Source organism: Cohnella sp. GbtcB17 (assembly GCF_019091135.1).
Classification (GTDB): Bacteria; Bacillota; Bacilli; order Paenibacillales; family Paenibacillaceae; genus Cohnella.
Genome location: NZ_JAGXJW010000017.1, coordinates 65,053 through 84,944 on the forward strand (window position 1 = coordinate 65,053; position 19,892 = coordinate 84,944).

Consider the following 19,892-nt stretch of genomic DNA (forward strand, 5'->3'; position numbering starts at 1 on the left):
TCGCTCCGGCAGGCGACGGTCCTCCCTGCCCCTTTTTAGACCGCGAACGTTTACCAGCCCTCGCTCGGGGGATAATGGAAAATTATCGCGAGGGGCGTGACGAACGATGCTGCTGCCTGCCTTCCTGAAGTCGAGACAAGCAAGAGATATGGATTTGTTCCTGCACAGTCTATATCTGGCCGAGGAGCCGGTCGTTCTGGCCGGCTACACCTCCCTCATCGATCTGCCGCAGACGATCGTCATGCTTAGACAGCTCGCTTTGAACGCCGACGACGCGGGAAAACCGCTGTTCGATCGCGACAGCGGCGTCGGAACGCCGCTGCGCGAGCCTGGCGAGCAGGAAGTGCTGGACGCGCTCGCCGCGGGCGATGCGCTGATCTGCTCCGAATCGGGCGATCGATGGCTTCGTCTGGTCCCAGTCGGCCGGACGCTGTCCCGCGCCCTGGAGTCCCCGACGACGGAAAACGTGCTTCGCGGCGCCATCAGCGCTTTTAATGAAGATCTCGACACGAATGTCGGACTCGTTAAGAAGCACATGTCTTCGGACATGCTGCGAATTCGATCGTATACGCTAGGACTAAGCCAGCGCAGAAAGACCGTCCTTCTCTACGCGGAAGGGAAGATCCGCGAGCCGCTCTTGCGATCCATCGTGCAGAAGCTCGAGACGCTGCCCGACAGGGACATTTCCGACCTGCAGGCGTTGTCCGCATTTTTCGGCTTTTCCAAATGGTCACCGATTACTCGATTCAACACATCCGAGCTGCCGCAAGAGGCCGCCTTCGCGCTGGAACACGGCAAGGCGGTATTGCTGCTGGACCGTTTTCCGTTCGCTCTCGTATTGCCGAGCTTGCTGTCCGATATGTTCGTCTCGCAAAACGATCGCAATTTCCCCGTGATCATTATGTTTTCTTTTCGGATACTCCGCATTCTGGGCGTATTGGTCAACGTGCTGCTGCCGGGCTTGTACGTCGCGTTGGTATCGGTCAATCCCGAGGTGCTGCGGATCGAGATCGCGCTTTCGATCGCCGGCAGCCGCGAGGGCGTACCTTATCCGTCCCTGGTCGAGACGCTGCTTCTGCTCTTGGTCCTTGAATTGACGCTCGAATCCGCGATCCGACTGCCCAAGACGATCGGACCGACGATTACGATGGTCGGCGGCATCATCCTCGGGCAAGCCGTCGTCCAGGCCAAGCTCGTCAGCAACGTGCTCATCATCATTTTGGCCGCTTCGACGATCGCGAACTTTACGGTCATCGGATTTCAAAATGCGACCGCCCTTCGCCTCTACAAGTATTTGCTGCTCGTTCTGTCGGCGATGTTCGGCGTTCTCGGGCTGTTCATAGGCATCGTCGTCATTTGCGCGTATTTCAGCTATGGCAACACATTTGGCATCCCTTATTTATCGCGCTGGAAAGCGGGGCGTCGATATGGATAAAAGCCGTCAAACGATCGTGATGTTCTGGATCGTCCACGTCGGCCTGATCTTTTTTCTCTATCCGGCCGATATCATCGGGAGCCTTTCCGTCGGACATTGGTCCGCCGTGCTGCTAGGCTTCATCATTCACGTCTCCCTCGTAGCGCTGTACACGAAGGGCTTAAGCTACTGCGCCCCGCTTAATGTCATCGACCTTTTTCAACGCGTCGGCCGCCTATTCGCTTTTGCGATGCTGCTTCCGCTCGCCGTATACTTTGTCCTGATCATCATTATCACGGTTCGCGCCTACGCCGAGATCGTGACCGTCATTTTTTTGGGCAATACCCCGCTCTGGACGATCATGCTGCTTTTTCTTGCGGTGAGCGTTTTTATTTGCCAGTTGGGCGTCGAATCGATTTTTAGAACCGGCATCCTTATCGCGCTTCTGTTTTTCCCGTTTCTGATCCTGGTCCTTATTCTGTCGTTCCAAAACGCGGACTGGCATTACCTGCTCCCGTTAATGGATCGCGATGCGGCGACGTTTGCCTATGCGCTTCGCCGTCCTTTTTTAAAAAGCTTGTTCGCGTTCATAGGCGGCTTTTTATTTTTAGGTTTTATCCCATCTCGCGTCTCTTACCAAAGCCGAAAAATCGTATACGCGAGCTTGGGTCTGCTTCCGTTTTTTCTCGCATCGGTCTATATCCCGCTGCTGACTTTCGGTGAAAACACCGCGTCCAAATTCCCGTTCCCTTTTATTATGGCGGTGGATACGGTTGACGTCAGCTGGCTGATGTTCGACAGAGTCACGATGTTTTTTATGATCAGCCTGTTATGCTTCGTCATATTGTTTCTATCGCTCGTCATGTGGATGACCCTGCTCCTGCTCAAGCGCGGCATGCCTGCGCTGAAGGCACCGACGGCCGGACTGTTATTGGCGGCGGCGATATATATCGTCTGCCTGCTCGTGCCGAATTGGAACGCAGTCGAACGACTGATGTGGTGGAATACGGTTCCGCGATTATACGCGGCCTTCGTCATCCCCCTGGCCGTCTTTGCGCTAGGCTTGCGGCATCGCAGAAGGGAGACCGTCCGTCCATGAAAAACAACGTGAGCCGATGGCTGTTCCTCGCGTTCATGCTGACGGGCGCGGCCGCTTTGAGCGGATGTTGGGACATCAAAGATATCAATCACCGCTCGTTGCCGATCGTCATGGGGGTCAAGGAAACCGCAGGGACATATCAAGTGCTGCTGCTCATTCCCGATGCCAGCCCGAGCCAAACGAACGTGAAGATCATCTCTCAAACGGGAAGCACCATCAACGAAATTTTGGACCAGATCGATAAAAACATGGAAAACAAAGTCGACCTGCTCCACTTGAAGGTCATCCTGTTCGAACGGTCCGTCGCCGAGAAAGGGTTAAGCCAGAGCATCGAAAGCTTCATGCGATCGAGGGACATCTCCAATAAGACGCTCACCGCGATCAGCGAAGGGGCGCTCGAGCCGCTCTTCGAGAAGCTGAAGTCCTCCTCTTCAAACGGCGGCATGGAGATTTACGATTTTTTCGAAAAAAACGCGGGATGGTCGCCGGAAGTGGTGCAAACCCGAATCTGGGAAGTATTCAGAAGTATGAACTCCTTTACGCGAGACGTCGTGATCCCGACCATCAAGCCCGGTCATACGACGACGATTGAGAGCACAGGCGCCGCCATGATCAAAAACGGCAAAATGGTCGGCGTCATCGATTCGGAAGAAACGCTGCTTTACAATCTATTCAAAGGCGCGGGAACGCAAGGCAAAATCGAGGTGATGCATCGCGCGACGGTTAAAATCGTAGCGGATCGACTGACCCGAAGCAGCGTGATGCGCGAAGGCAGCGCAATGATGATCGGTCGGCTGCATCTGAAGGTGACCGTGCTTGAGACGGTCGGCGACCCGACCGTAGCCGAGATCAAAAAGGAAATCGACGAGCAATTGTCGACGCGCTTGCAAGCGATGCTCCGAACCGCTCAATCCAAAGAAGCCGATATATTGGGACTTGGGCAGCTTTACCGCGACAAGCTCTCCCGGGAAAATCTGCGGCAATGGAGATCGAAGTATTACCCTTTCATGAAAATCGAGTTCAAGGTCCACGTCATTGTCCAGGACGGCGGACTGCTGAAAATCAAAAGCTGAACGTGACGATGCGCCCGATCAGACGGTAAGCGCCTCTGACGCGACTTTGTTTTTCCCGGTCCGCTTCGCTTCATACAGCAACGCATCGACGTCCTCGAACAGCCTTTCCTTGGAGAACGCGTTCGAATAGCTCTTGATCCCCACGCTCACGGTCACGGCTCTGCCGTCCAATTCCGGATGATTCGACTTGGCCAGCTCCGCCCGGATTCCCTCGACAAGCCCGTAAGCTTCTTCGAACGATTGCTCGAACAACAGCAAAGCGAACTCCTCGCCGCCGTACCGAGACGCGATGTCCGCAGGAGATATGCGATCCTTGATGACGCGCGCGACGGACGCCAGTATCGTGTCGCCCACGCGGTGGCCGAACGTATCGTTAATCGATTTGAAGTTGTCGATGTCGATTAAGGCGAGATGAAAAGGCGCGCCTCTATCCGCGAATTCGATCGCCTTGTCGTAAAATTCGTGGAACGACATATGGTTGTATAGCTTCGTCAACGCATCCGTTTTGGACTGCTGGGACATGACCGTCTTTTCGACCAGCAGCTGCTGTTGGGCGAACATCGCTGCTTCGAGATCGAACACGAGGTCGCGACCGCTGACGACGATATAGCTGGCGGCCACCGCGCTAAGCGCGAAAAACAGCACGATCGCAATCAGATCGAAATCGCTCATATAGGAGCGAAACGAGAAATCCCAGCGATACAGGACGCAAAAGCCGATGACTTGCAGCGCCGTGGTGAACCACGTCAAGCTTAACCTGAAAAACAGCGCGGAAGCAAAAATCGGAAGCAGCATCACAGCCGCGATAATCCGGACGTCCATGTTCAAATGGACGATGATCATCGAGATGAACGTGCCGGCGAAAAATATGGAAGAAAACGAGAAGCGTTCGGCTTTCACAAGAATCGCATGGGCAGCGGCGGTAATGCCACACATAAGCAAAGTGGGATAGAGCAAAATGCGCAAGTAAAATTCATGCGCGGTCGCTTCGTAAGGAAGGAAAAGAAACGCAAAAAGCTGGGCCAGGAAATGTGCGCCGATGACCGACCAGTAGGTCCAGATGAACCCGCGCACGTAGCGGAACTGGCGCTGCTTTTCGATGGCCGCGAAAGAGGGGTCGGAAAAATAACGATTGGGCCTGCTTTTCATTTTACACCACACTTACCGGGTCTAGTTGCAGAGAATGAACACTACATAATTCGACAAGATTCCTGCACTCCCTTCCGTCGAATTCAAATTATTTATGTTAAAAAACCTGACGACGCCGAAGCGCCGACAGGCTGCGGAAGCTGCTGGTCCAAAAAGGCCATTAACCCTTTTTCGATCGCTCGCTCGCGTTTACGAAGCGGCGGGCTTGAAGCCCCCCATTGCACGCAGGAGCGATTGGCGCGAATGGATAAGCTGCATCGGCACGAGCTTGGCTTTGCTTCCTTGCGTACGGAGCCGGCCCGCGGGATGCAGAAATCTGAGCAGCGTCTGCAAATAGACGGCGGTCCACTTTTCCATCGACCGCGAGGGCAGCGGCCGGCACTCGAAGCCCAGTCCGTGCACGAGTCCGCGGTGAAGCAGCGTCGTGCCGAGCAGTCCCTTCACCTCGGCCAGTCTCGGATCGCCCTCCATCGCCTCGGCGATCCGCCTTAACGATGCGCGAGCCAGCCGTGCGGTCTTGAGCGCGGCCCGGTCCGAGCCCACCGTACCGGACAGCTCCAGCATCCGGCGGTTGTCCAGGTGCAGCTCGCCGACCCGGTCGCCGGCCTCGATTCGCGTGCCGTCCGCGCAAACGATCGCTTCCCCGGCATGCCGCTTGATCAGCAGCTTGCATATGCCGTAATCGAGCTTGCCCTCGCTGCGCCATTCCATGCCTAGCCAGACGACCTTTTCCCATAGCATCCATGCCTTCTGCCGAACCGTAAACCGCGCGCCTGCCTCGGTCTCGCCGGCGGGTACGGCTCCCTGTAGCCGCGAACTGCCTATCATCCCGATTCCTCCCTTTGCCTTGGCTCTGTCTCTTTTTATTGTAGCCGCGGCAAGGAGGTCCTCCCATCGTCTCGCGTCGTGAACGGGTGCCCTGCTCAGGTCGTGATCTGTACTGGACCGCGGTCGGGATCGCGGGCATCGCGGTAGCGTTTGGGCGTGACGCGGACGTACTTTTTGAATTGGCGCATAAAATGCGTGTCGTTGTCGTACCCGCACAGATTCGCCACCTCGGAGACGGACAGCCTGCTGTTTCTCAACAAATATTTGGCATACTCGAGCCGGGCCGCGATCATGTCGGTCATGACGGGCACGCCGAAAAACTGCTTGTACGAATGCTGAAAATACGATTTGCTCAAATTGACGCGGGAGGCCAGCTCCTCGACGGTCGTCCGCAAGTGCGGCGCGTTGTAGAGCGAGCTTCGCAGATCCACAAAAGCGCCGTAATAACCGCTGACCTTGTCCGGAAGCGGCGCCGCCTGCGTCGCGTTGGCCAGCTTCATCACGAAGCCGCGAAGCTCCAGGTCCACGATTCTGCCCGCCAGACGGCCCCCGTTGCTCTGAATGCGCCGCAGCTCGATGACGCCTCGCGAGATCTGCAGGGCATCGACGGCCTTGACCGGCTCGTCCAGCGGGTATCCGAGCTCGCCGAGCAGCGCGCCCATCTCGTCGCCGACGCAGTGGAACCAATCGTTCGCGAACGGTCGCTCGAGCTCCCTGTACAGATGGGGCGTATCCGGCCCGAAGATGATATGGGCGCCCGGCTCTACGATCAACGACCGGCCGCGGACGATGACCTCGGAGCGGCTCTTGAAAAAAACGAACGCATAGTTCCCCGCGCCTCTCGGCCTGTCGATCGTTATACCGTCCGGATGAACATGATGATAGCCGCAGCTTACCAAATCCAACAAAGCGATCCCTCCAGAGCACGATCGGTCAGTTTTTTGAATATTATAATGGATGGTTCACGCCTTCTCAAGCCTCTATAATGAAGCTGAAAACGCGTTTATCGTGAGTGCAATCGCTATTTTGGAGGGAGAATTCGCATGCTGAAGGCTATCGTGCATACCGACTGGACCACAGGTACGATCAACAAAAATATTTACGGTCACTTTTCGGAGCATCTCGGACGATGCATTTACGAAGGCTTGTGGGTCGGAGAGGACTCTCCGATCCCGAATACGGACGGCATCCGCAACGACGTGCTCGAAGCGCTGCGCGAGCTCAAGGTTCCGGTGCTGCGCTGGCCGGGCGGCTGCTTCGCCGACGAATATCACTGGCGCGACGGCATCGGTCCGCGAGAGAACCGCAAGCGCATGATCAACACGCACTGGGGCGGCGTCGTGGAAAACAACCATTTCGGCACGCACGAGTTCTTCCGCCTTTGCGAGCTGATCGGCGCGGAGCCTTATATTTGCGGCAACGTAGGAAGCGGTTCCGCCCAGGAGATGTCCGAGTGGCTTGAATATATGACGTTCGACGGCGAATCGCCGCTCGCCAACCTGCGCAGGCAGAATGGCCAAGAGAAGCCATGGAAGCTGAAGTACTTCGGCGTCGGCAATGAAAACTGGGGCTGCGGCGGCAATATGCTTCCCGAGTTCTATGCCGATCTGTACAGGCAGTTCCAGACGTACTGCCGACAGTACGGGGACAACAAGCTGTACAAGATCGCCGGCGGCGCCAACTCGGACGATTACCGCTGGACGGAAGTTTTAATGCAGAAGGCGGCCGGTCAAATGGACGGGCTGAGCGTGCACTACTACACGGTGCCCGGCAGCTGGCAGGAGAAAGGCTCGGCAACGGAATTCGCGGCGTCCGACTGGGAAAATACGATGCGCAAGGCGCTGTATGCGGACGAGCTGCTCACCCGACACGGGACGATCATGGATCAATACGATCCAGAGCGCCGCGTCGGCCTGATCGTCGACGAGTGGGGCACCTGGTTCGACGTCGAGCCGGGAACGAATCCAGGCTTTTTGTACCAGCAAAACACGATGCGGGACGCACTCGTCGCCGCCGCGCATTTGCACATTTTCCACAAGCACTGTCAGCGCATTCAGATGGCGAACATCGCGCAGCTCGTCAACGTCCTTCAAGCCGTCGTGTTGACCGAGGGCGACCGGATGCTGCGTACGCCGACCTACCACGTGCTGAAAATGTATGCCGTCCACCAGGATGCCGAGGCGCTCGCCTTGCACGGCGAATTCGGAAGCTTCGGATCGGGAGACGGACAGCCGCTGCCGCATGTCGGCGCGACGGCTTCCAGGAAGGACGGCGTCGTGAACGTGAGCCTTTTCAATATGCATCCTTCGGAAGCCGCCGAGCTTCGGCTCGAGCTGCGCGGCGCCGATGGCGCCTTCGAACTGGAAGGCCTCGTGCTAAGCGGCGAAGGCATGAACGCGCACAATACGTTCGAATCGCCCGATCGCGTCGAGACGAAGCCTTTGGCCGGCATCAAGCAGGACGGCCAAGCCTACCTCGTCCCCCTGCCGGCCGCATCGGTCGCGACGATCAGCTTCAAGCCGCGCTCGTAAAAGAACAAACAAGCTCCATGCGTCCAAGAGCCGCATGGAGCTTGTTTATGTTCGCCGCTATGCCGGCCACTTCGGACGGGCGTCGGCGGATAACGGATGCGGGCAGCGCCCGGTCTTCAAGCTCGCCCGTAAACGCACGAGGCACCCGCAGTGCATGCACGTCGTGCCGTAGGCCAGCCCGTCGCAGCTCGCGCACGCTTCCAGCCTGGCTTTATAGCTGTCGTCGTCGATCCGCTCCTCCGGCTTGATCTTGGACAGCAGTCGCTCGATCTGCGCCTCCGTCACCTGTACACTCGACGTACAGCCTTTGCATGCTTCCGTTGCCTTGACTCTCATGTCGGCTCCACGACCTTTCCCGGTAAATGCGCTTCGTCCCCTCCATCGTAGGCGATCTGTTTGGCGGATACAATTCAGGATGTTGCTCAATAAACTGATCGATGGTGCTTTTGGATACACGGCAGCACGGAGAACGGTTAACAAACCGCAACGATAAGAGGGAATCTGAATCCATCAAAAAAGCTCCCGAATCGTCCCAAGGACAGATTCAAGAGCTTGTAAAGGTTAAGGTGGTGCGGTCGAGAGGACTCGAACCTCCACGGGGGGTTAGCCCACTGGAACCTGAATCCAGCGCGTCTGCCAATTCCGCCACGACCGCATATTCCGTCTTGAACGACTTTCTTTGCAAGACGATAAATAAGAATATACAAGAAAGTAGAACGATTGTAAAGCTTTTTTTAAAATCGAACCAAACTTTATAGGCAGAAATGAAGCTGCACCCGATCGATTCTGTTTAACTTCAAGATTGAGCCGCTAAAAATAAAAACCCTTCCGAAGAAAGGGTTGGTTGATTGTGGTGGTGCGGTCGAGAGGACTCGAACCTCCACGGGGGGTTAGCCCACTGGAACCTGAATCCAGCGCGTCTGCCAATTCCGCCACGACCGCAAATGCTCATGCAGGGAACGATATACGCTTGTCCGTTAACGGCGTCGCGCCTTATGGTCTGCAATCACGAGACTCATAATAGCACGGGCCGGGAAACGAAGTCAAGCCCGTTTGCGAAGTTGTAATTTTCAGTCATTTTCGTCGTCCGGTTCGCCGATATCCTCGAGGTCAAACGGCGCACCGTCGAGCACCGGCGCCTGTCTGGGCTCCGACGCGGGTCCGATCGCATAGCTGCGGCGCAGCTTGACGACGCGGCGATTCGGCCTGCGAATGAGCACGTATTCGTCGTCCCACGCCACGACGATGCCCCGCACGTCGTTGATCTGAAGAATGTCCCGCACGACGCGAACCTTGATGCCTTCGACGCGATATTGATCGAGCTGCTCGTCACTGATAGCCATGGCGGCCCCCTTGTCCGTAAAGCATGAATGATACAAAAAAAACAGGACCCGGACAAGACGGCCGTCTCGTCCGGGTCCTCCTGCTATTCAACGCCGCCGCTGCTTAGCCGACATGCTCGCGCGATTCGTTTGTCTCGTACCAGTAATCGAGCACCTTGCTCGACATGACGCGGCCGCGTACGTACTCGGCCTGGCGCTCGGTGAACAGCTCCGTCCAGGTGATCTCCAGCTCGTCGCACAGCTTCACAATCGTGAGCAGCTCCGACCAAGCGACATACCTCTTATACCAGAAAAACTGCGGATGCTCGATCATATAAGGATACAGGTCGTCGAACTCCGTATGCTTGCAGTCGAGCGCGCGCTCGAAATGGATCTTGGCTTGCTCCAGCTTGTCGACGAAAAACTGCTGTGACACATTCATGTCTCCCATTTGCTGCTCGCCTCCCTCTGCACTTAGCCTTATTATAGAACAAATGGCAGCCCGACGGGAAGACTTCTCTTCAAGGTTGGGCTTGGGATTATATTACAATCTATCAAGGACTAGTCCTCGAACGTTATGGCGTTATCCTCCAAAGAGGAGATTTTGACGAGCGACTCGACCTCATAGCCCAGCTCCCGCAGCGTCCGGCCTCCCGCCTGAAACGACTTTTCGAGGACAATCCCGATGCCTGCCACCGAGCTGCCCGCCTGCTCGAGAATCTTCAGCAGTCCTCGGGCCGCGTCGCCGTTGGCGATAATGTCGTCGATGAACAGCACGCGATCCTCGGCCTTCAGCAGGTGCCGCGATACGAGCAGATCGGTGACGATGCCCTTGGTGAAGGAAGGCACGCGCTCGCAATAAGCGTCCGGCTCGTTAAGCAGCGTCTTCTTCCGCCGGGCGAATACGAGCGGCACGTTCATGACGAGCGCGGTAGCGAAGGCGACGGGAATGCCGGACGACTCGATCGTCACCACCTTCGTGATGTCCCTTCCTTCGAAGCGGCGCGCAAACTCCTTGCCGAGCTCCATCGTCAGGCCCGGATCGACGCCGTGATTGAGCAGCGAGTCGAGCTTCAGGACGCCGGCGCTGACGACGGTCGCTTCCTCTAAAATCCGTTGTTTCAGTATCTCCATTAACGATCTCTCCGTCCACTCTTTTCCGAATAAAATACCATAACCCCTCGCGTTCGCGCAACACCCGCCGGCATGCGAGGCTGACGGGACCTTGTACCCCCACCGTTAGCAAACCGCGACGCGAGACCTATGAATATCAGCTCAAATACGATCGGACGAGCAACTTTATCGCCCCTCTGCGGGTCCAACTAAATATAGAAAAGATTGTAAGGCGGTGTCTTCATGTCTATTAGCCGACGCAAAAAGCGTCATTTGCTCCTCGGCGTACTGGCGACCGGCATCCTTCTTATACCTGTGGCTTGCGGCAGCTCGCATAACGTTCGAACGGCAGCGACTTCCACGCCTGCCGCCGAGACTTCCACGCCTGCCGCCGAGACTTCGACGGCTTCCCCGTCTCCTTCGTCCGAGGTAACGATAAATGCGCATGGCGGGAATGCAGCCGGAACGCCGGATGCGGCCTTGTCGCCAGCGCCCAGTCTCGGCGGCATCTCACTCGGCATGACGCTGGCGGACGCCGAAGCCAAGATCGGCGGTCCGGCAGACGACAGCTATACGCTGCCCGAGGCGGGACGCGCGGTCGAGGTTCGCGAATACGGCGGGTTGACGATCGGCGTCGATACGTCCGGGCACGTCGTCTACGTAGAGATCTCTTCGGCCTCCGTCGTCTCCGGCCTGCCGGACGTCGAAGTCGGCAGCTCAAGCTCGGACGCCGCTCGCAGCCTGTCGCTGAAGACGGCCCCTTCATCCTCATCGATGACGGCCGACGTCGAGGGCGGCATTTTGCGCCTCGATCTCGATCCCGTCTCGGACGAGGTCGTCACGATCAAGCTGATCGGCTCGACGCTCGTCTGACCCTTTCCCATAGGCTTGTCATGGCGCGTCCCGCTCTCTCATAGACTTCAGAGTAGGACAGTCATGGACGAGTCGGGGGAGGTCCGCCGAAGATGAGGCGATGGGGTTTAAGCCTGCAGGTTGCATTCACGTTCATCGGCACGGTCGTCGGCGCGGGGTTCGCGACCGGACGCGAAGTGTTGCAATTTTTTACGCGGTTCGGCAACTGGGCCGGTCCGATGATCCTCGTATCGACGGCGCTGTTCGTGTGGCTCGGCGCCAAAATGATGCTGATGGCGGCTGCCATGCGCGCGAGATCGTACGAGGATCTGAACAAGCATCTGTTCGGCGTCAAAGCGGGCGCCTGGATCAGTCACCTGATGCTGGTCGTGCTGCTCGGCGTGAACGCGGTCATGCTGGCCGGCGCAGGATCGCTTTTTTCGGAACATCTGAATTTGAACTACCAGACGGGCCTCCTCTTGACGATGACGGCCTGCTTTATCTTGCTTCGAAAAGGCATGAGCGCGATCCTCGCGATCAATACGCTGGTCGTGCCGGTCATGATCGTATTCACGACTGTGCTCGTCGTCGAGACGCTGCGCGGCCCCGGCGCCGACCGCTGGATGACCTTGCCGATGGAATTGTCTCCATGGGCGGCCATCCTGTCTCCTTTTTTGTACGGCGCCTTTAACCTGTCCATGTCGCAGGCCGTGCTCGTGCCGCTCGGCGCGCGGATCGGAGATCCGGTCGTCCTGCGCAGAGGCGCCTGGATCGGCGGCATCGGCATCGGCGGCATGCTGCTGGCGGGCCATCTGGCGCTGTCGTCGCGCATGCCCGGCATCGAGCAGTTCGATATCCCGATGGGCGGCATCGCCAGAGAGATCGGGCCGTGGATTCACTGGATTTTCGTGTTTCTGATTTTTATGGAAATTTTCACGACGCTCGTCGCGGACATTTACGGCCTCTCCCTGCAGCTGCAGGAACGTGTGAAAATACCGCTGAACGCGCTCGTCGTACTCGTGCTGCTGCTCTGCTTCATGGCCGGCCAATTCGGCTTCGGCCCGCTGCTGACGACGCTGTACCCGATTTTCGGCATGCTGAGCTTGGGCTGGGTGATGCTGATGGGCAGGGACCGGGTGCGCCCCGTCCCGCCGCCCGCTCCGCCGGAAGGCTTTTCTTGAGTCGCCGCCTTCCGCATCAATCAGGCTGACGATCGAATCAAGCCATGCTGTCCGGCTGCGCCGTCAGCAACGGCAGCTCGAGCTTCCGTGACCCCGTCAAGCCCTGCGCGAGGGTGTCGGCGACATGCCGGTGGCAGGTGAAAAGAAGAAGCTGACGGCCGTTCGACAGCTCGTTCAGGACGTTCACGCACCGCTTTAGCCGCTCTTCGTCGTAATGGACGAACAAGTCGTCCAGCAGCAGGGGGAGCGCCTGCTCCCGCGAAGCGGCACCTGCCAGCGCGAGCCGCAAGGAAAGATAAAGCTGCTCCTGCGTCCCGCGGCTCAGAAAGGCGCTGCTGACGATCCGGCGATCCGCGGTCTCCGCGAGCAGGTCCGGCATGTCGCCGGGCACCGCGATGCGCGCGTACCGCCCTTCAGTCAGCTCCGCGAAGTAGGCCGAAGCCTGGCGCAGCACGGCCGGCTGACGCTCCTCCTCGAACGTGATCCGCGTTCGCCGGATGAGCTCCGCCGTCGTCGCAAGAAGCGCATACCGCTCCGCCAGCCGCTCGAGCTCGGCTTGCAGCTCCTCCAGCTCCAGCGCCGTCTCCTCCGTCTCCGCTTCGCGCCGAAGACGCTCCAGCTGCTCGGACAAGCGTCCTCGCGCGTCAAGCGTCTCGGCCAGCTCCGCTTCGCAAGCGGTCACTGCCTTGCGCGTCTCGTCCGCCAGCAGCTCCAGCGCACCTTCGTCATGCGCCTGCAGCAGTTCCAGCAGCGCCCCCAGTTCCTCTTCGCTGCGGCCGGCGGACAGCCGTAGCTGCGCCTCCGCCCGCTCCCGGCGCAGCGTTCTGCGGCGGTCGTCCGCCTCCAGGCGCAGCACATACGCGTCCTCGCCTGCCGCGCCGGCCGCCTGCACGACGGCGGAGACGGCCGCTTCGGCGGCCTCCAGCGCGGACGTCGCGGCCGTCTCTGCCGCGGCCGCCTGCCCGAGCCGCTGCTCCAAGCCGCGGTCAGCGGCGGCCTTGTCCAGCTGCTCCCGCGCTTCGCGGTGCAGCAGCTTCACCGCGAGCGCCGCGTCTCCACCGCTGTGCGCGGCGGGCGGGCATGCGGCGAGCAGCGCCGCCGCATCGGCCTCGAACGCGGCGCGCTCCGCGCGCAGGGCGTCGGCCCGCGCCGCGAGCCTGTCCCGCTGCCGCAGCTGCAGCAGCGCCCGCTCGGCGAGCTGGCCGAGCTCGGGGAGCGCGGCCGGCTGCAGCTGGGGCGGCAGCTTGCGCGCCGCAAGCCAAGCGGCCCAGTCCGCCCGTACGGCGCGGCTGGCTGCCTCCGACTCCTCCAGCTCGCCTTCCGCGCCGGCCAGCTCTCGCGCGAGCGCCGCTCTGCGGGCTTGCCGCTCGGCGTGACGACTCTGTTCGGCTTCCGCTTCCCCGAGCCGCTCCAATTCCCTGTACACCTCTTCTCGGAGCCGCAGCCTCAGCTCACCGGCAGGTTCGGCTCCGTTCGCGTCGCCCCCTGCCAGCGTCTCCCGATCGAGCGACGCCGCGGCTTCGGCTTCATCCTGCTCAAGCAGCTGTCTTAATGACTCGCCGGCTTCCCGCAGCGTCCGCCGCTCCGCCTCCCTGGCTGCGGACAATCGCCGAAGCAGCGCATCGGCATCGGGAGCGGTCCGATCCCGGCTGGCGTCGCCGGTCGCGCCTGGCGGTCTTCTTGCAAGCCATACCGATGTGCCGACGCCAAGCGCGAGCGCGGCTGCGAGCCCTGCAAATGCGATTCGCCCTTCATTCGACGCGAAGGCTGCGATCAGCGACGCCGCGGCTCCAAGTCCAAGGAGAAGTGCGATCGCATAGTAGGTTCCCACTCCCGGCGCCTGACCGCGGCGACTCGCGCTCCGTCTGCTCCTGCCGCGCCCCGCGGTCCGGCTGCCGCCTTCGTACAGACTCTTCTCCGAATGCCGCCCCTCGCCCGGGGCGCCGCCCTCCGACGGATGCACGGCGAGCCCCGCCGCCTCCGCGGCAGAGGCCGCCCAAGCGTATTCGCGCCGCGCAGCAGCTACCGCCTGCAGCGCGTCGTCCAGCCGATGCCACGCCTGCAGGAGCGCGTCCCGCGTGGCCGGCTTGAAGCGAGCGGCGCCGCGCGGCAACGCAGCCGCCTGGCCCGCCCGGCGCTCCGCCTCCTGGTCGAACGCCGCCAGCTGGCGGCGCAAACGCTGCGTCTCCGCGGCCAGCAGCTCGCGTCTTCGCTCCTCTTCCGCCAGCCGCTCGCCGATGGCCCGCGCTTCCTCCCGCTCGCCGAGCGCGGCGACGGCCTCCGCGTCGGCCTCACGCCAGCCCGGCCCGAGCCGGAGCAGCGCCGCCGCCGCGGCCTCTTCCGCGAGCTGCATGTCCGACTCGAGGCCGGCCAGCTCGCCCTTCCGCGCCTCGAGCGCATCGCCGCGCAGGTCCAGCGCCGCCAGCTTGCCCGCATGGGCGACGAGCCGCTCGTCCCAGACGAGGCCCGCACGCTCCGCCTCGAGCCGTTCGCGCTCTGCGGCCGCCTGTCTCGCGGCGGCGGCGGCAAGGGCTCGGCGCTCGACGAGCTGCCGCCATTCCGCGGCCGCTTCGGGCGGCAACGGCTCGGCAGCCCGGACCGCTGCCGCAAGCGTCGCCGCGATCGCATCCTCTTCGGCGCGGAGCACAGCTGCGCGCAGCCACCATTCGCGGCCGTCGAGCGCCGCCCGCGCTTCGGCAGCCTTGGCGCGCAGCTGAGGCAGCGCAAGCTCCAGCCTCAACGCGCGATCGTGCAGCGCCGCGTGCCGCTCCAGCGCGTCCTGGTAGGCGCCAAGCCCCTGCCGGCCTTGCCTCAGCCGATTTTCAAGCTCCCGGATCCGCGCGAGCAGCTCTCCCATCTCCTGTACGGAGCCCTTCGGACGGTACAGCCGATCCATCTCGGCCTTCAACCGTTTGCCGGCCGACGTCAATGCCGCCCCGCCGGCCATGCCCGCGTGGTACAAATAATTGCCGATCTCGTCGCCTTTCAGCGACCGGAGCTCGTGCAGCTCGTCCAGACTGACGGCGAACAGCTGCCTGAACAGCTGCTCCGACACGCCGCCGAGCAGCAGCCGCTCTAGCTCGGCTTGCGTCAGCCGCCGTTCGCCGCCGTCCGCCTCGCGCAGCGACGCGACGGGCGCCCCCTTGCGCTGCGGCGCGTCCGCATACCGCTCGAGAATGCGCAGGCGGCCCTGCTCGTCACGCAGGACGAGCCGGCCGCCGTGGCGTCCGCCGCTCACGGGCTCGCCCCGTTCGGGCAGCTGCGCCCGCGTCGCGAAGCCGTACAGCATGCTTCGAATGAACCGAAGCAGCGTGCTCTTGCCCGCTTCGTTCGGTCCCCATACGATCGTCGTCTTCGCGTCGAACCGAAGCCGCACGCCGGACAGCGGACCGAAGCCGTCGATATGCAGTTCCTCTATGTACACGCTTTGCTCCTCCTCGCCGGCTCCAGCCCGATTTTCTTCCCGAAAGCAGGAAAGCTGCGCATCGCGCCGATCGCATGCCGCGTATCCCTCATCCGTCTTGCCGCACACGCATCGGCTTTTTCAATCGCCGCTTTCCCGCAGCAGCGCCGCCGCTAGCTCGCCGGCGCGCGCGATCAGCTCGGCCCGCTGCGTATCGTCGCGCCCGTCCAGCCATTGCCGCAGCCTCGGATGCTGCCGCAGCGGCGCAGCCGCTTCGCGCAGCAGCGCACGCGAGGCGTCCGGATCGGACGAGGACGCGGCGGAGAGCCGCAGCAGCTCCCCCAGAAATCCGTCTTCGGACGCCTCGTCCGCCGCACGCGAACGGCCGCCCGCTTCAACGGCGATCCGCTCGACCCACACCCAATCGTCCCGCTCGTCGGGCGAGCCGAGCCAGCTCCTCAGCTCGGCGGCCCATTCCTCCGCCTCGTCGTCCCGCAGCAGGCGCTCGAGCAGCGCGCCGTCGCCCGCAACCCGCAGGCGGAGCACCGAAGGTCTGCCCTCGGCTTCGCGACGCGCATCCTCCGCGGTCTCGAGCAGCCTGTCCTTGAGCGACTGCTCGCCGTCCGCTTCGCCGAGCCGAACGTCGCGGACGAGCCATCGAACCTCCGACAGCTCTCGAAACGAGAGGCTGACCCGGCCCTGCTCCGAAACGTCGACGCGGTACGCGCCCTTCGGACCCGTTTCCCGGATGCTGCGCCCCTGGATATTGCCCGGATAGACGACATGCGGATACTCATGCAGCACCCGCCGGTCGTGAATATGTCCGAACGCCCAGTAGTCGAAGCCCGACGCCGCGAGCTCCCCGAGCTTGCAGGGCGCATAATTATCGTGTCCCTGCAGTCCGTCGATATTGCCGTGCAGGACGGCGAGGTGAAAAGGAGCGCTTTCGCGAATCCGGTAGCGTAGCGCGAGATTGTCCTTGACGGCGGACTCCCGGTAGGAGATGCCGTACACGTGTGCCGCCAGCTCCCCGCCGCGCGTATAGGCCGGCGCGCAGCCGACCTCCTCCGTGCCGAATATGTGCACGTTCGCCGGCCAATCGAGCCGCGCGGTCCTGCCGCCGGACGGGTCGTGATTGCCGTGGACGACGAATACCTGCGCGCCTGCTTCGGAGAGCCTGTCCATCGCCTGCTGCATGCGAAGCTGCGCGCGAAGCGAACGGTCGGCCGCGTCGTACAGATCGCCCGACAGCACCAGGAAGTCGAGCTCCTCCAGCAGCACGGTGTCCACGAGCCTGTCAAGCGCGTTTAACGTCGAATTTTTAAGCCGCTCGCGGACCGCAAAAGGAACTTTGGACAGTCCGCGGAACGGACTGTCCAAGTGAAGGTCGGCGGCATGCATGAACCGAAATGACGGCTGCATCCTCTCAACTCCGAATTCAGGATGGCGCCCGGCGCCGGGCGCCTCAAGTCGTTTCTTCGACCGGCGGACCGAGATCGATATATATTTTTTTCAGCTCCTGGATGACGCGGCTCAGCGAATACGTCTTCTTGGCTTTGTTCCAGGCGGCGCGCGCGAGCTCGTAGCGATAGTGCGGATCCAGGATCAGCTTGTCGATGGCATCGGCCAGCGCCTTCGGATCCTCGCCCGGGACGAGCAGGCCGTTGACGCCGTCCTCGATCTGCTCGGCGATGCCGCCGACGTCGGTGCCGACCAGGGAGAGCAGGCACAACGCAGCCTCGGCGAACACGGAACCGAACGCTTCGGCTCTGGACGGGAGCACAAAAATATCGAAAAACGGCAGCATTTCTTCGGGATGGAGCATATAGCCGTAAAAAATCGTTTCGTCGTAAATGCCCTGCTCCTGCGCCAGGTGTTCGAGCTCGGGACGGATCGGGCCGTCCCCAATAATATGGAGCACGAAGCGCCGATCCCTCCCGCGCAGCTCGGCGCAGGCTTTGATAAGCAGGTCGATGCCCTTCGCCGGGACAAGGCGGCAGACCGTGACGATCTGGGCAACCTCGTTGTCGTGGGAGATCGGCTTGAAGCGGCGCTCGTCGTACCCGTTCGGAATGACGCCGATCCGCTCCGGCTTTTTCATATAGGCCCCCATATAGGACGCGAACGAATGCGACACCGTCAGCATCTTGTCCGTCTTGGCCTCGAGCTCGCCGTACAGCGACGTCAGGAAAAGATGCTCGGGACTGCCGGCCGCGATGCGTCCGTTCAGGATCAGCTCCCGTTCGAAGCTGGAGTGCACGGTCATGACCAGCGGCGTGTCCGGGTAAATCTTGCGCAGCGCCAGCGCCGCCACGGGATGATGGGCATGGATCAGGTCGTAGCCGCTCTTCAGCCGGAGCTTCGTCCACCATACGTAGTCCTTCAGCGTCTGCATATATTTGTCGACGACAGGATTGCCCGCATACGGGCGCCAGTCGAACGTATCGAATTCAAACGGCTCCTGACCCTTGTTCCGGATTCGCTTCGGAATCGAGAACAGCTCCATGTCCCAGCCGATCTTGCGGAAACGCTCGCCGATATAAGGCACCATGGAAGATACGCCGCCCGGCTGCTCCGGGGGGAAAAACCACGCCTGTAAAATATTCATCGGCGATTCCTCCTTATGACCCTGCTATCTCGTATTGTCTAAATTATGATATAGTGGAACATATGTTTCTGCAAGCGAGGCTCGGCGCAGGCGGCGATCTGCCGTTCGCGCGGCTCGCATGGCGGGGACTCAAGGACCGGATGCAAGGGGATACGCATGGACGTTCAAGACTTCTGGAACAACCGCGAGCTGCTGCTCGCTTCCTCCTCAGCCGCGTCCGCCGTCATCATCGGCCTGATGATGTTCATGGCCTACCGGCTGATCGCCGGCAATCGCAGCAGCGCCTTTCGCCTGCTCCTGCTCGCATTGTCCATGCTCGCCGTCTATCACGGCCTGGCGCTTGCCGACGCCTTGAACCTGCTGGAGGGGCGCACGGTGCCCCGGCTGAACGGCGTGCTTTATATGGCGGCTTTCGTCGCGCTTAACTTCTCTTTCTTCGAATTATACTACAGGAAGCGGGCGCGTACGCGCGCCTGGTTTTACGGCTTGCTCGCCGTCGGCGTCACGATCGCGGTATGCAACCTCCTGTCCGGGACGGCCGTCCCCGCCGCAGAGCCGGGCGCAGGGGAACGGACGAACCTGCTGCTGGCGTTCGAGGACGGCTACGTGCTCTTGCTGTCCGGCCTGTTCGCGGTCATGTTCGGCCCTCATCTCAGGCAGCGAACGCGCTATGCCGTCAGTCTCTGCTTCGCCTTTTTCGGGCAGCTTGCCGCGTTTTTGACGCACGATTTCGGCGTGACCGATCCCGTTTTGGACTTAATGGCCGCCATTTTGCCCGTATTTTATTACATCGTCCTGTTTATGATTCTCTTCGAGCGGGTCGTGGAGCTGATGCAGACCGCGTACCGCTCCTCGATTACCGACGGCTTGACCGACTTGTACAATCGCCGCTTCTTCACGGCCAGTCTGGAAAAATCGCTTGCGCACGCCGGCCGGGGGACCGTCGGCGCCATTTTTTGCGACATCGACGACTTCAAGAAGCTTAACGACACCAAAGGGCACCAGGCCGCGGATGTCGTCCTGAAGCAGGCCGCGGCCATCCTTCGCGAGGAGACGGAGGGCATCGGACTTGCCGGCCGCTACGGCGGCGAAGAGCTCGTAGCCTTTGTCCAGTCGGCAACCCCCGACGCGCCCGCCGTCGCCGAGCGCATCCGCTCCCGCATCGCCAAGGAGACGATCGTCACCGTCAGCGTCGGCTGTGCATTGTCCGCGCCGGGCATCAAGGCCGAGCAGCTCATGAAAAATGCCGACGAAGCGATGTATCGCTCCAAGCGTTCGGGCAAAAATCGCGTCACGTTATTCGATCAACCGTAAGGAGA

The 19,892-nt window shown here is 61.0% G+C and carries 17 protein-coding genes and 2 tRNA genes; 7 read left to right on the plus strand and 12 right to left on the minus strand.

Going from position 1 to position 19,892, the window contains the following annotated elements; genetic code table 11:
- The first annotated feature begins 106 nt into the window (after positions 1-106).
- Genes KVT38_RS11495 through KVT38_RS11505 form a run of 3 tightly spaced genes read left to right on the plus strand, consistent with a single transcriptional unit; the run spans position 107 to position 3,586 of the window.
- Complete coding sequence (locus KVT38_RS11495) at positions 107-1,435, plus strand: spore germination protein (protein ID WP_217593855.1); 1,329 nt, start codon at positions 107-109, stop codon at positions 1,433-1,435.
- Positions 1,428-2,513, plus strand: a complete 1,086-nt coding sequence (locus KVT38_RS11500) for a GerAB/ArcD/ProY family transporter (protein ID WP_217593856.1) — start codon at positions 1,428-1,430, stop codon at positions 2,511-2,513. Before KVT38_RS11495 ends, KVT38_RS11500 begins: the two co-directional genes overlap by 8 nt.
- Positions 2,510-3,586: a Ger(x)C family spore germination protein gene (locus KVT38_RS11505; protein WP_217593857.1), complete on the plus strand. Its 1,077-nt coding sequence runs from the start codon at positions 2,510-2,512 to the stop codon at positions 3,584-3,586. The genes KVT38_RS11500 and KVT38_RS11505 overlap by 4 nt, the downstream gene beginning before the upstream one ends.
- Positions 3,587-3,604: 18 nt before the next feature.
- On the opposite strand, the gene KVT38_RS11510 is transcribed toward KVT38_RS11505, so the two are convergent.
- The 3 genes from KVT38_RS11510 to KVT38_RS11520 all read right to left on the minus strand — a co-directional run bounded on the left by KVT38_RS11510 (position 3,605) and on the right by KVT38_RS11520 (position 6,471).
- Positions 3,605-4,735, minus strand: coding sequence for a GGDEF domain-containing protein (locus KVT38_RS11510; RefSeq protein ID WP_254639162.1), 1,131 nt, complete (start codon positions 4,733-4,735; stop codon positions 3,605-3,607).
- Positions 4,736-4,924: 189 nt separating this feature from the next.
- On the minus strand, positions 4,925-5,563 hold the full coding sequence (locus tag KVT38_RS11515) for a YkoP family protein (RefSeq protein WP_254639163.1): 639 nt from the start codon (positions 5,561-5,563) through the stop codon (positions 4,925-4,927).
- Between the two features lie 95 nt (positions 5,564-5,658).
- Positions 5,659-6,471, minus strand: coding sequence for a helix-turn-helix transcriptional regulator (locus KVT38_RS11520; RefSeq protein WP_217593858.1), 813 nt, complete (start codon positions 6,469-6,471; stop codon positions 5,659-5,661).
- A 135-nt stretch (positions 6,472-6,606) separates the two neighbouring features.
- Here KVT38_RS11520 and KVT38_RS11525 point away from each other — a divergent pair, with 135 nt between their 5' ends.
- Entirely contained in the window at positions 6,607-8,094 is a 1,488-nt protein-coding gene (locus tag KVT38_RS11525; RefSeq protein ID WP_254639164.1) for an alpha-N-arabinofuranosidase, read from the plus strand.
- 57 nt (positions 8,095-8,151) lie between these two features.
- Here KVT38_RS11525 and KVT38_RS11530 read toward each other — a convergent pair whose 3' ends face one another.
- The 6 genes from KVT38_RS11530 to KVT38_RS11555 form a co-directional block, all read right to left on the minus strand.
- Positions 8,152-8,430, minus strand: a complete 279-nt coding sequence (locus tag KVT38_RS11530; protein ID WP_217593859.1) for a DUF6171 family protein — start codon at positions 8,428-8,430, stop codon at positions 8,152-8,154.
- A gap of 231 nt (positions 8,431-8,661) precedes the next feature.
- Positions 8,662-8,749 (minus strand) — tRNA-Leu (locus tag KVT38_RS11535).
- Between the two features lie 199 nt (positions 8,750-8,948).
- Positions 8,949-9,036, minus strand: a tRNA-Leu gene (locus KVT38_RS11540).
- Between the two features lie 128 nt (positions 9,037-9,164).
- Positions 9,165-9,437, minus strand: a complete 273-nt coding sequence (locus KVT38_RS11545) for a hypothetical protein (protein WP_217593860.1) — start codon at positions 9,435-9,437, stop codon at positions 9,165-9,167.
- A gap of 103 nt (positions 9,438-9,540) precedes the next feature.
- A complete protein-coding gene (locus KVT38_RS11550; protein WP_217593861.1) occupies positions 9,541-9,867 on the minus strand; it encodes a hypothetical protein in 327 nt (108 codons plus the stop codon).
- 110 nt (positions 9,868-9,977) lie between these two features.
- Entirely contained in the window at positions 9,978-10,550 is a 573-nt protein-coding gene (locus tag KVT38_RS11555) for a xanthine phosphoribosyltransferase (protein ID WP_217593862.1), read from the minus strand.
- A 222-nt stretch (positions 10,551-10,772) separates the two neighbouring features.
- Here KVT38_RS11555 and KVT38_RS11560 point away from each other — a divergent pair, with 222 nt between their 5' ends.
- Entirely contained in the window at positions 10,773-11,402 is a 630-nt protein-coding gene (locus KVT38_RS11560) for a hypothetical protein (RefSeq protein WP_217593863.1), read from the plus strand.
- A gap of 92 nt (positions 11,403-11,494) precedes the next feature.
- Positions 11,495-12,562: a YkvI family membrane protein gene (locus KVT38_RS11565; protein WP_217593864.1), complete on the plus strand. Its 1,068-nt coding sequence runs from the start codon at positions 11,495-11,497 to the stop codon at positions 12,560-12,562.
- A gap of 37 nt (positions 12,563-12,599) precedes the next feature.
- Here KVT38_RS11565 and KVT38_RS11570 read toward each other — a convergent pair whose 3' ends face one another.
- From KVT38_RS11570 to KVT38_RS11580, 3 genes are all read right to left on the minus strand, one after another.
- Complete coding sequence (locus KVT38_RS11570; protein WP_217593865.1) at positions 12,600-15,986, minus strand: AAA family ATPase; 3,387 nt, start codon at positions 15,984-15,986, stop codon at positions 12,600-12,602.
- Positions 15,987-16,106: 120 nt separating this feature from the next.
- Entirely contained in the window at positions 16,107-17,387 is a 1,281-nt protein-coding gene (locus KVT38_RS11575; protein WP_217593866.1) for a metallophosphoesterase family protein, read from the minus strand.
- A 43-nt stretch (positions 17,388-17,430) separates the two neighbouring features.
- Positions 17,431-18,573 (minus strand): glycosyltransferase family 4 protein, encoded by a 1,143-nt coding sequence (locus KVT38_RS11580; RefSeq protein ID WP_217593867.1) that lies wholly within the window; start codon positions 18,571-18,573, stop codon positions 17,431-17,433.
- A gap of 156 nt (positions 18,574-18,729) precedes the next feature.
- Here KVT38_RS11580 and KVT38_RS11585 point away from each other — a divergent pair, with 156 nt between their 5' ends.
- Positions 18,730-19,887: a GGDEF domain-containing protein gene (locus KVT38_RS11585; RefSeq protein WP_217593868.1), complete on the plus strand. Its 1,158-nt coding sequence runs from the start codon at positions 18,730-18,732 to the stop codon at positions 19,885-19,887.
- Positions 19,888-19,892: the final 5 nt, after the last annotated feature.

Excerpts from the sequence above, each read along its gene's own strand:
- KVT38_RS11495 (WP_217593855.1), top strand. The coding sequence starts at position 107 with ATGCTGCTGCCTGCCTTCCTGAAGTCGAGACAAGCAAGAGATATGGAT.
- KVT38_RS11500 (WP_217593856.1), top strand. The coding sequence starts at position 1,428 with ATGGATAAAAGCCGTCAAACGATCGTGATGTTCTGGATCGTCCACGTC.
- KVT38_RS11505 (WP_217593857.1), top strand. The coding sequence starts at position 2,510 with ATGAAAAACAACGTGAGCCGATGGCTGTTCCTCGCGTTCATGCTGACG.
- KVT38_RS11510 (WP_254639162.1), bottom strand. The coding sequence starts at position 4,735 with ATGAAAAGCAGGCCCAATCGTTATTTTTCCGACCCCTCTTTCGCGGCC.
- KVT38_RS11515 (WP_254639163.1), bottom strand. The coding sequence starts at position 5,563 with ATGATAGGCAGTTCGCGGCTACAGGGAGCCGTACCCGCCGGCGAGACC.
- KVT38_RS11525 (WP_254639164.1), top strand. The coding sequence starts at position 6,607 with ATGCTGAAGGCTATCGTGCATACCGACTGGACCACAGGTACGATCAAC.
- KVT38_RS11530 (WP_217593859.1), bottom strand. The coding sequence starts at position 8,430 with ATGAGAGTCAAGGCAACGGAAGCATGCAAAGGCTGTACGTCGAGTGTA.
- KVT38_RS11545 (WP_217593860.1), bottom strand. The coding sequence starts at position 9,437 with ATGGCTATCAGTGACGAGCAGCTCGATCAATATCGCGTCGAAGGCATC.
- KVT38_RS11550 (WP_217593861.1), bottom strand. The coding sequence starts at position 9,867 with ATGGGAGACATGAATGTGTCACAGCAGTTTTTCGTCGACAAGCTGGAG.
- KVT38_RS11555 (WP_217593862.1), bottom strand. The coding sequence starts at position 10,550 with ATGGAGATACTGAAACAACGGATTTTAGAGGAAGCGACCGTCGTCAGC.
- KVT38_RS11560 (WP_217593863.1), top strand. The coding sequence starts at position 10,773 with ATGTCTATTAGCCGACGCAAAAAGCGTCATTTGCTCCTCGGCGTACTG.
- KVT38_RS11565 (WP_217593864.1), top strand. The coding sequence starts at position 11,495 with ATGAGGCGATGGGGTTTAAGCCTGCAGGTTGCATTCACGTTCATCGGC.
- KVT38_RS11575 (WP_217593866.1), bottom strand. The coding sequence starts at position 17,387 with ATGCAGCCGTCATTTCGGTTCATGCATGCCGCCGACCTTCACTTGGAC.
- KVT38_RS11580 (WP_217593867.1), bottom strand. The coding sequence starts at position 18,573 with ATGAATATTTTACAGGCGTGGTTTTTCCCCCCGGAGCAGCCGGGCGGC.
- KVT38_RS11585 (WP_217593868.1), top strand. The coding sequence starts at position 18,730 with ATGGACGTTCAAGACTTCTGGAACAACCGCGAGCTGCTGCTCGCTTCC.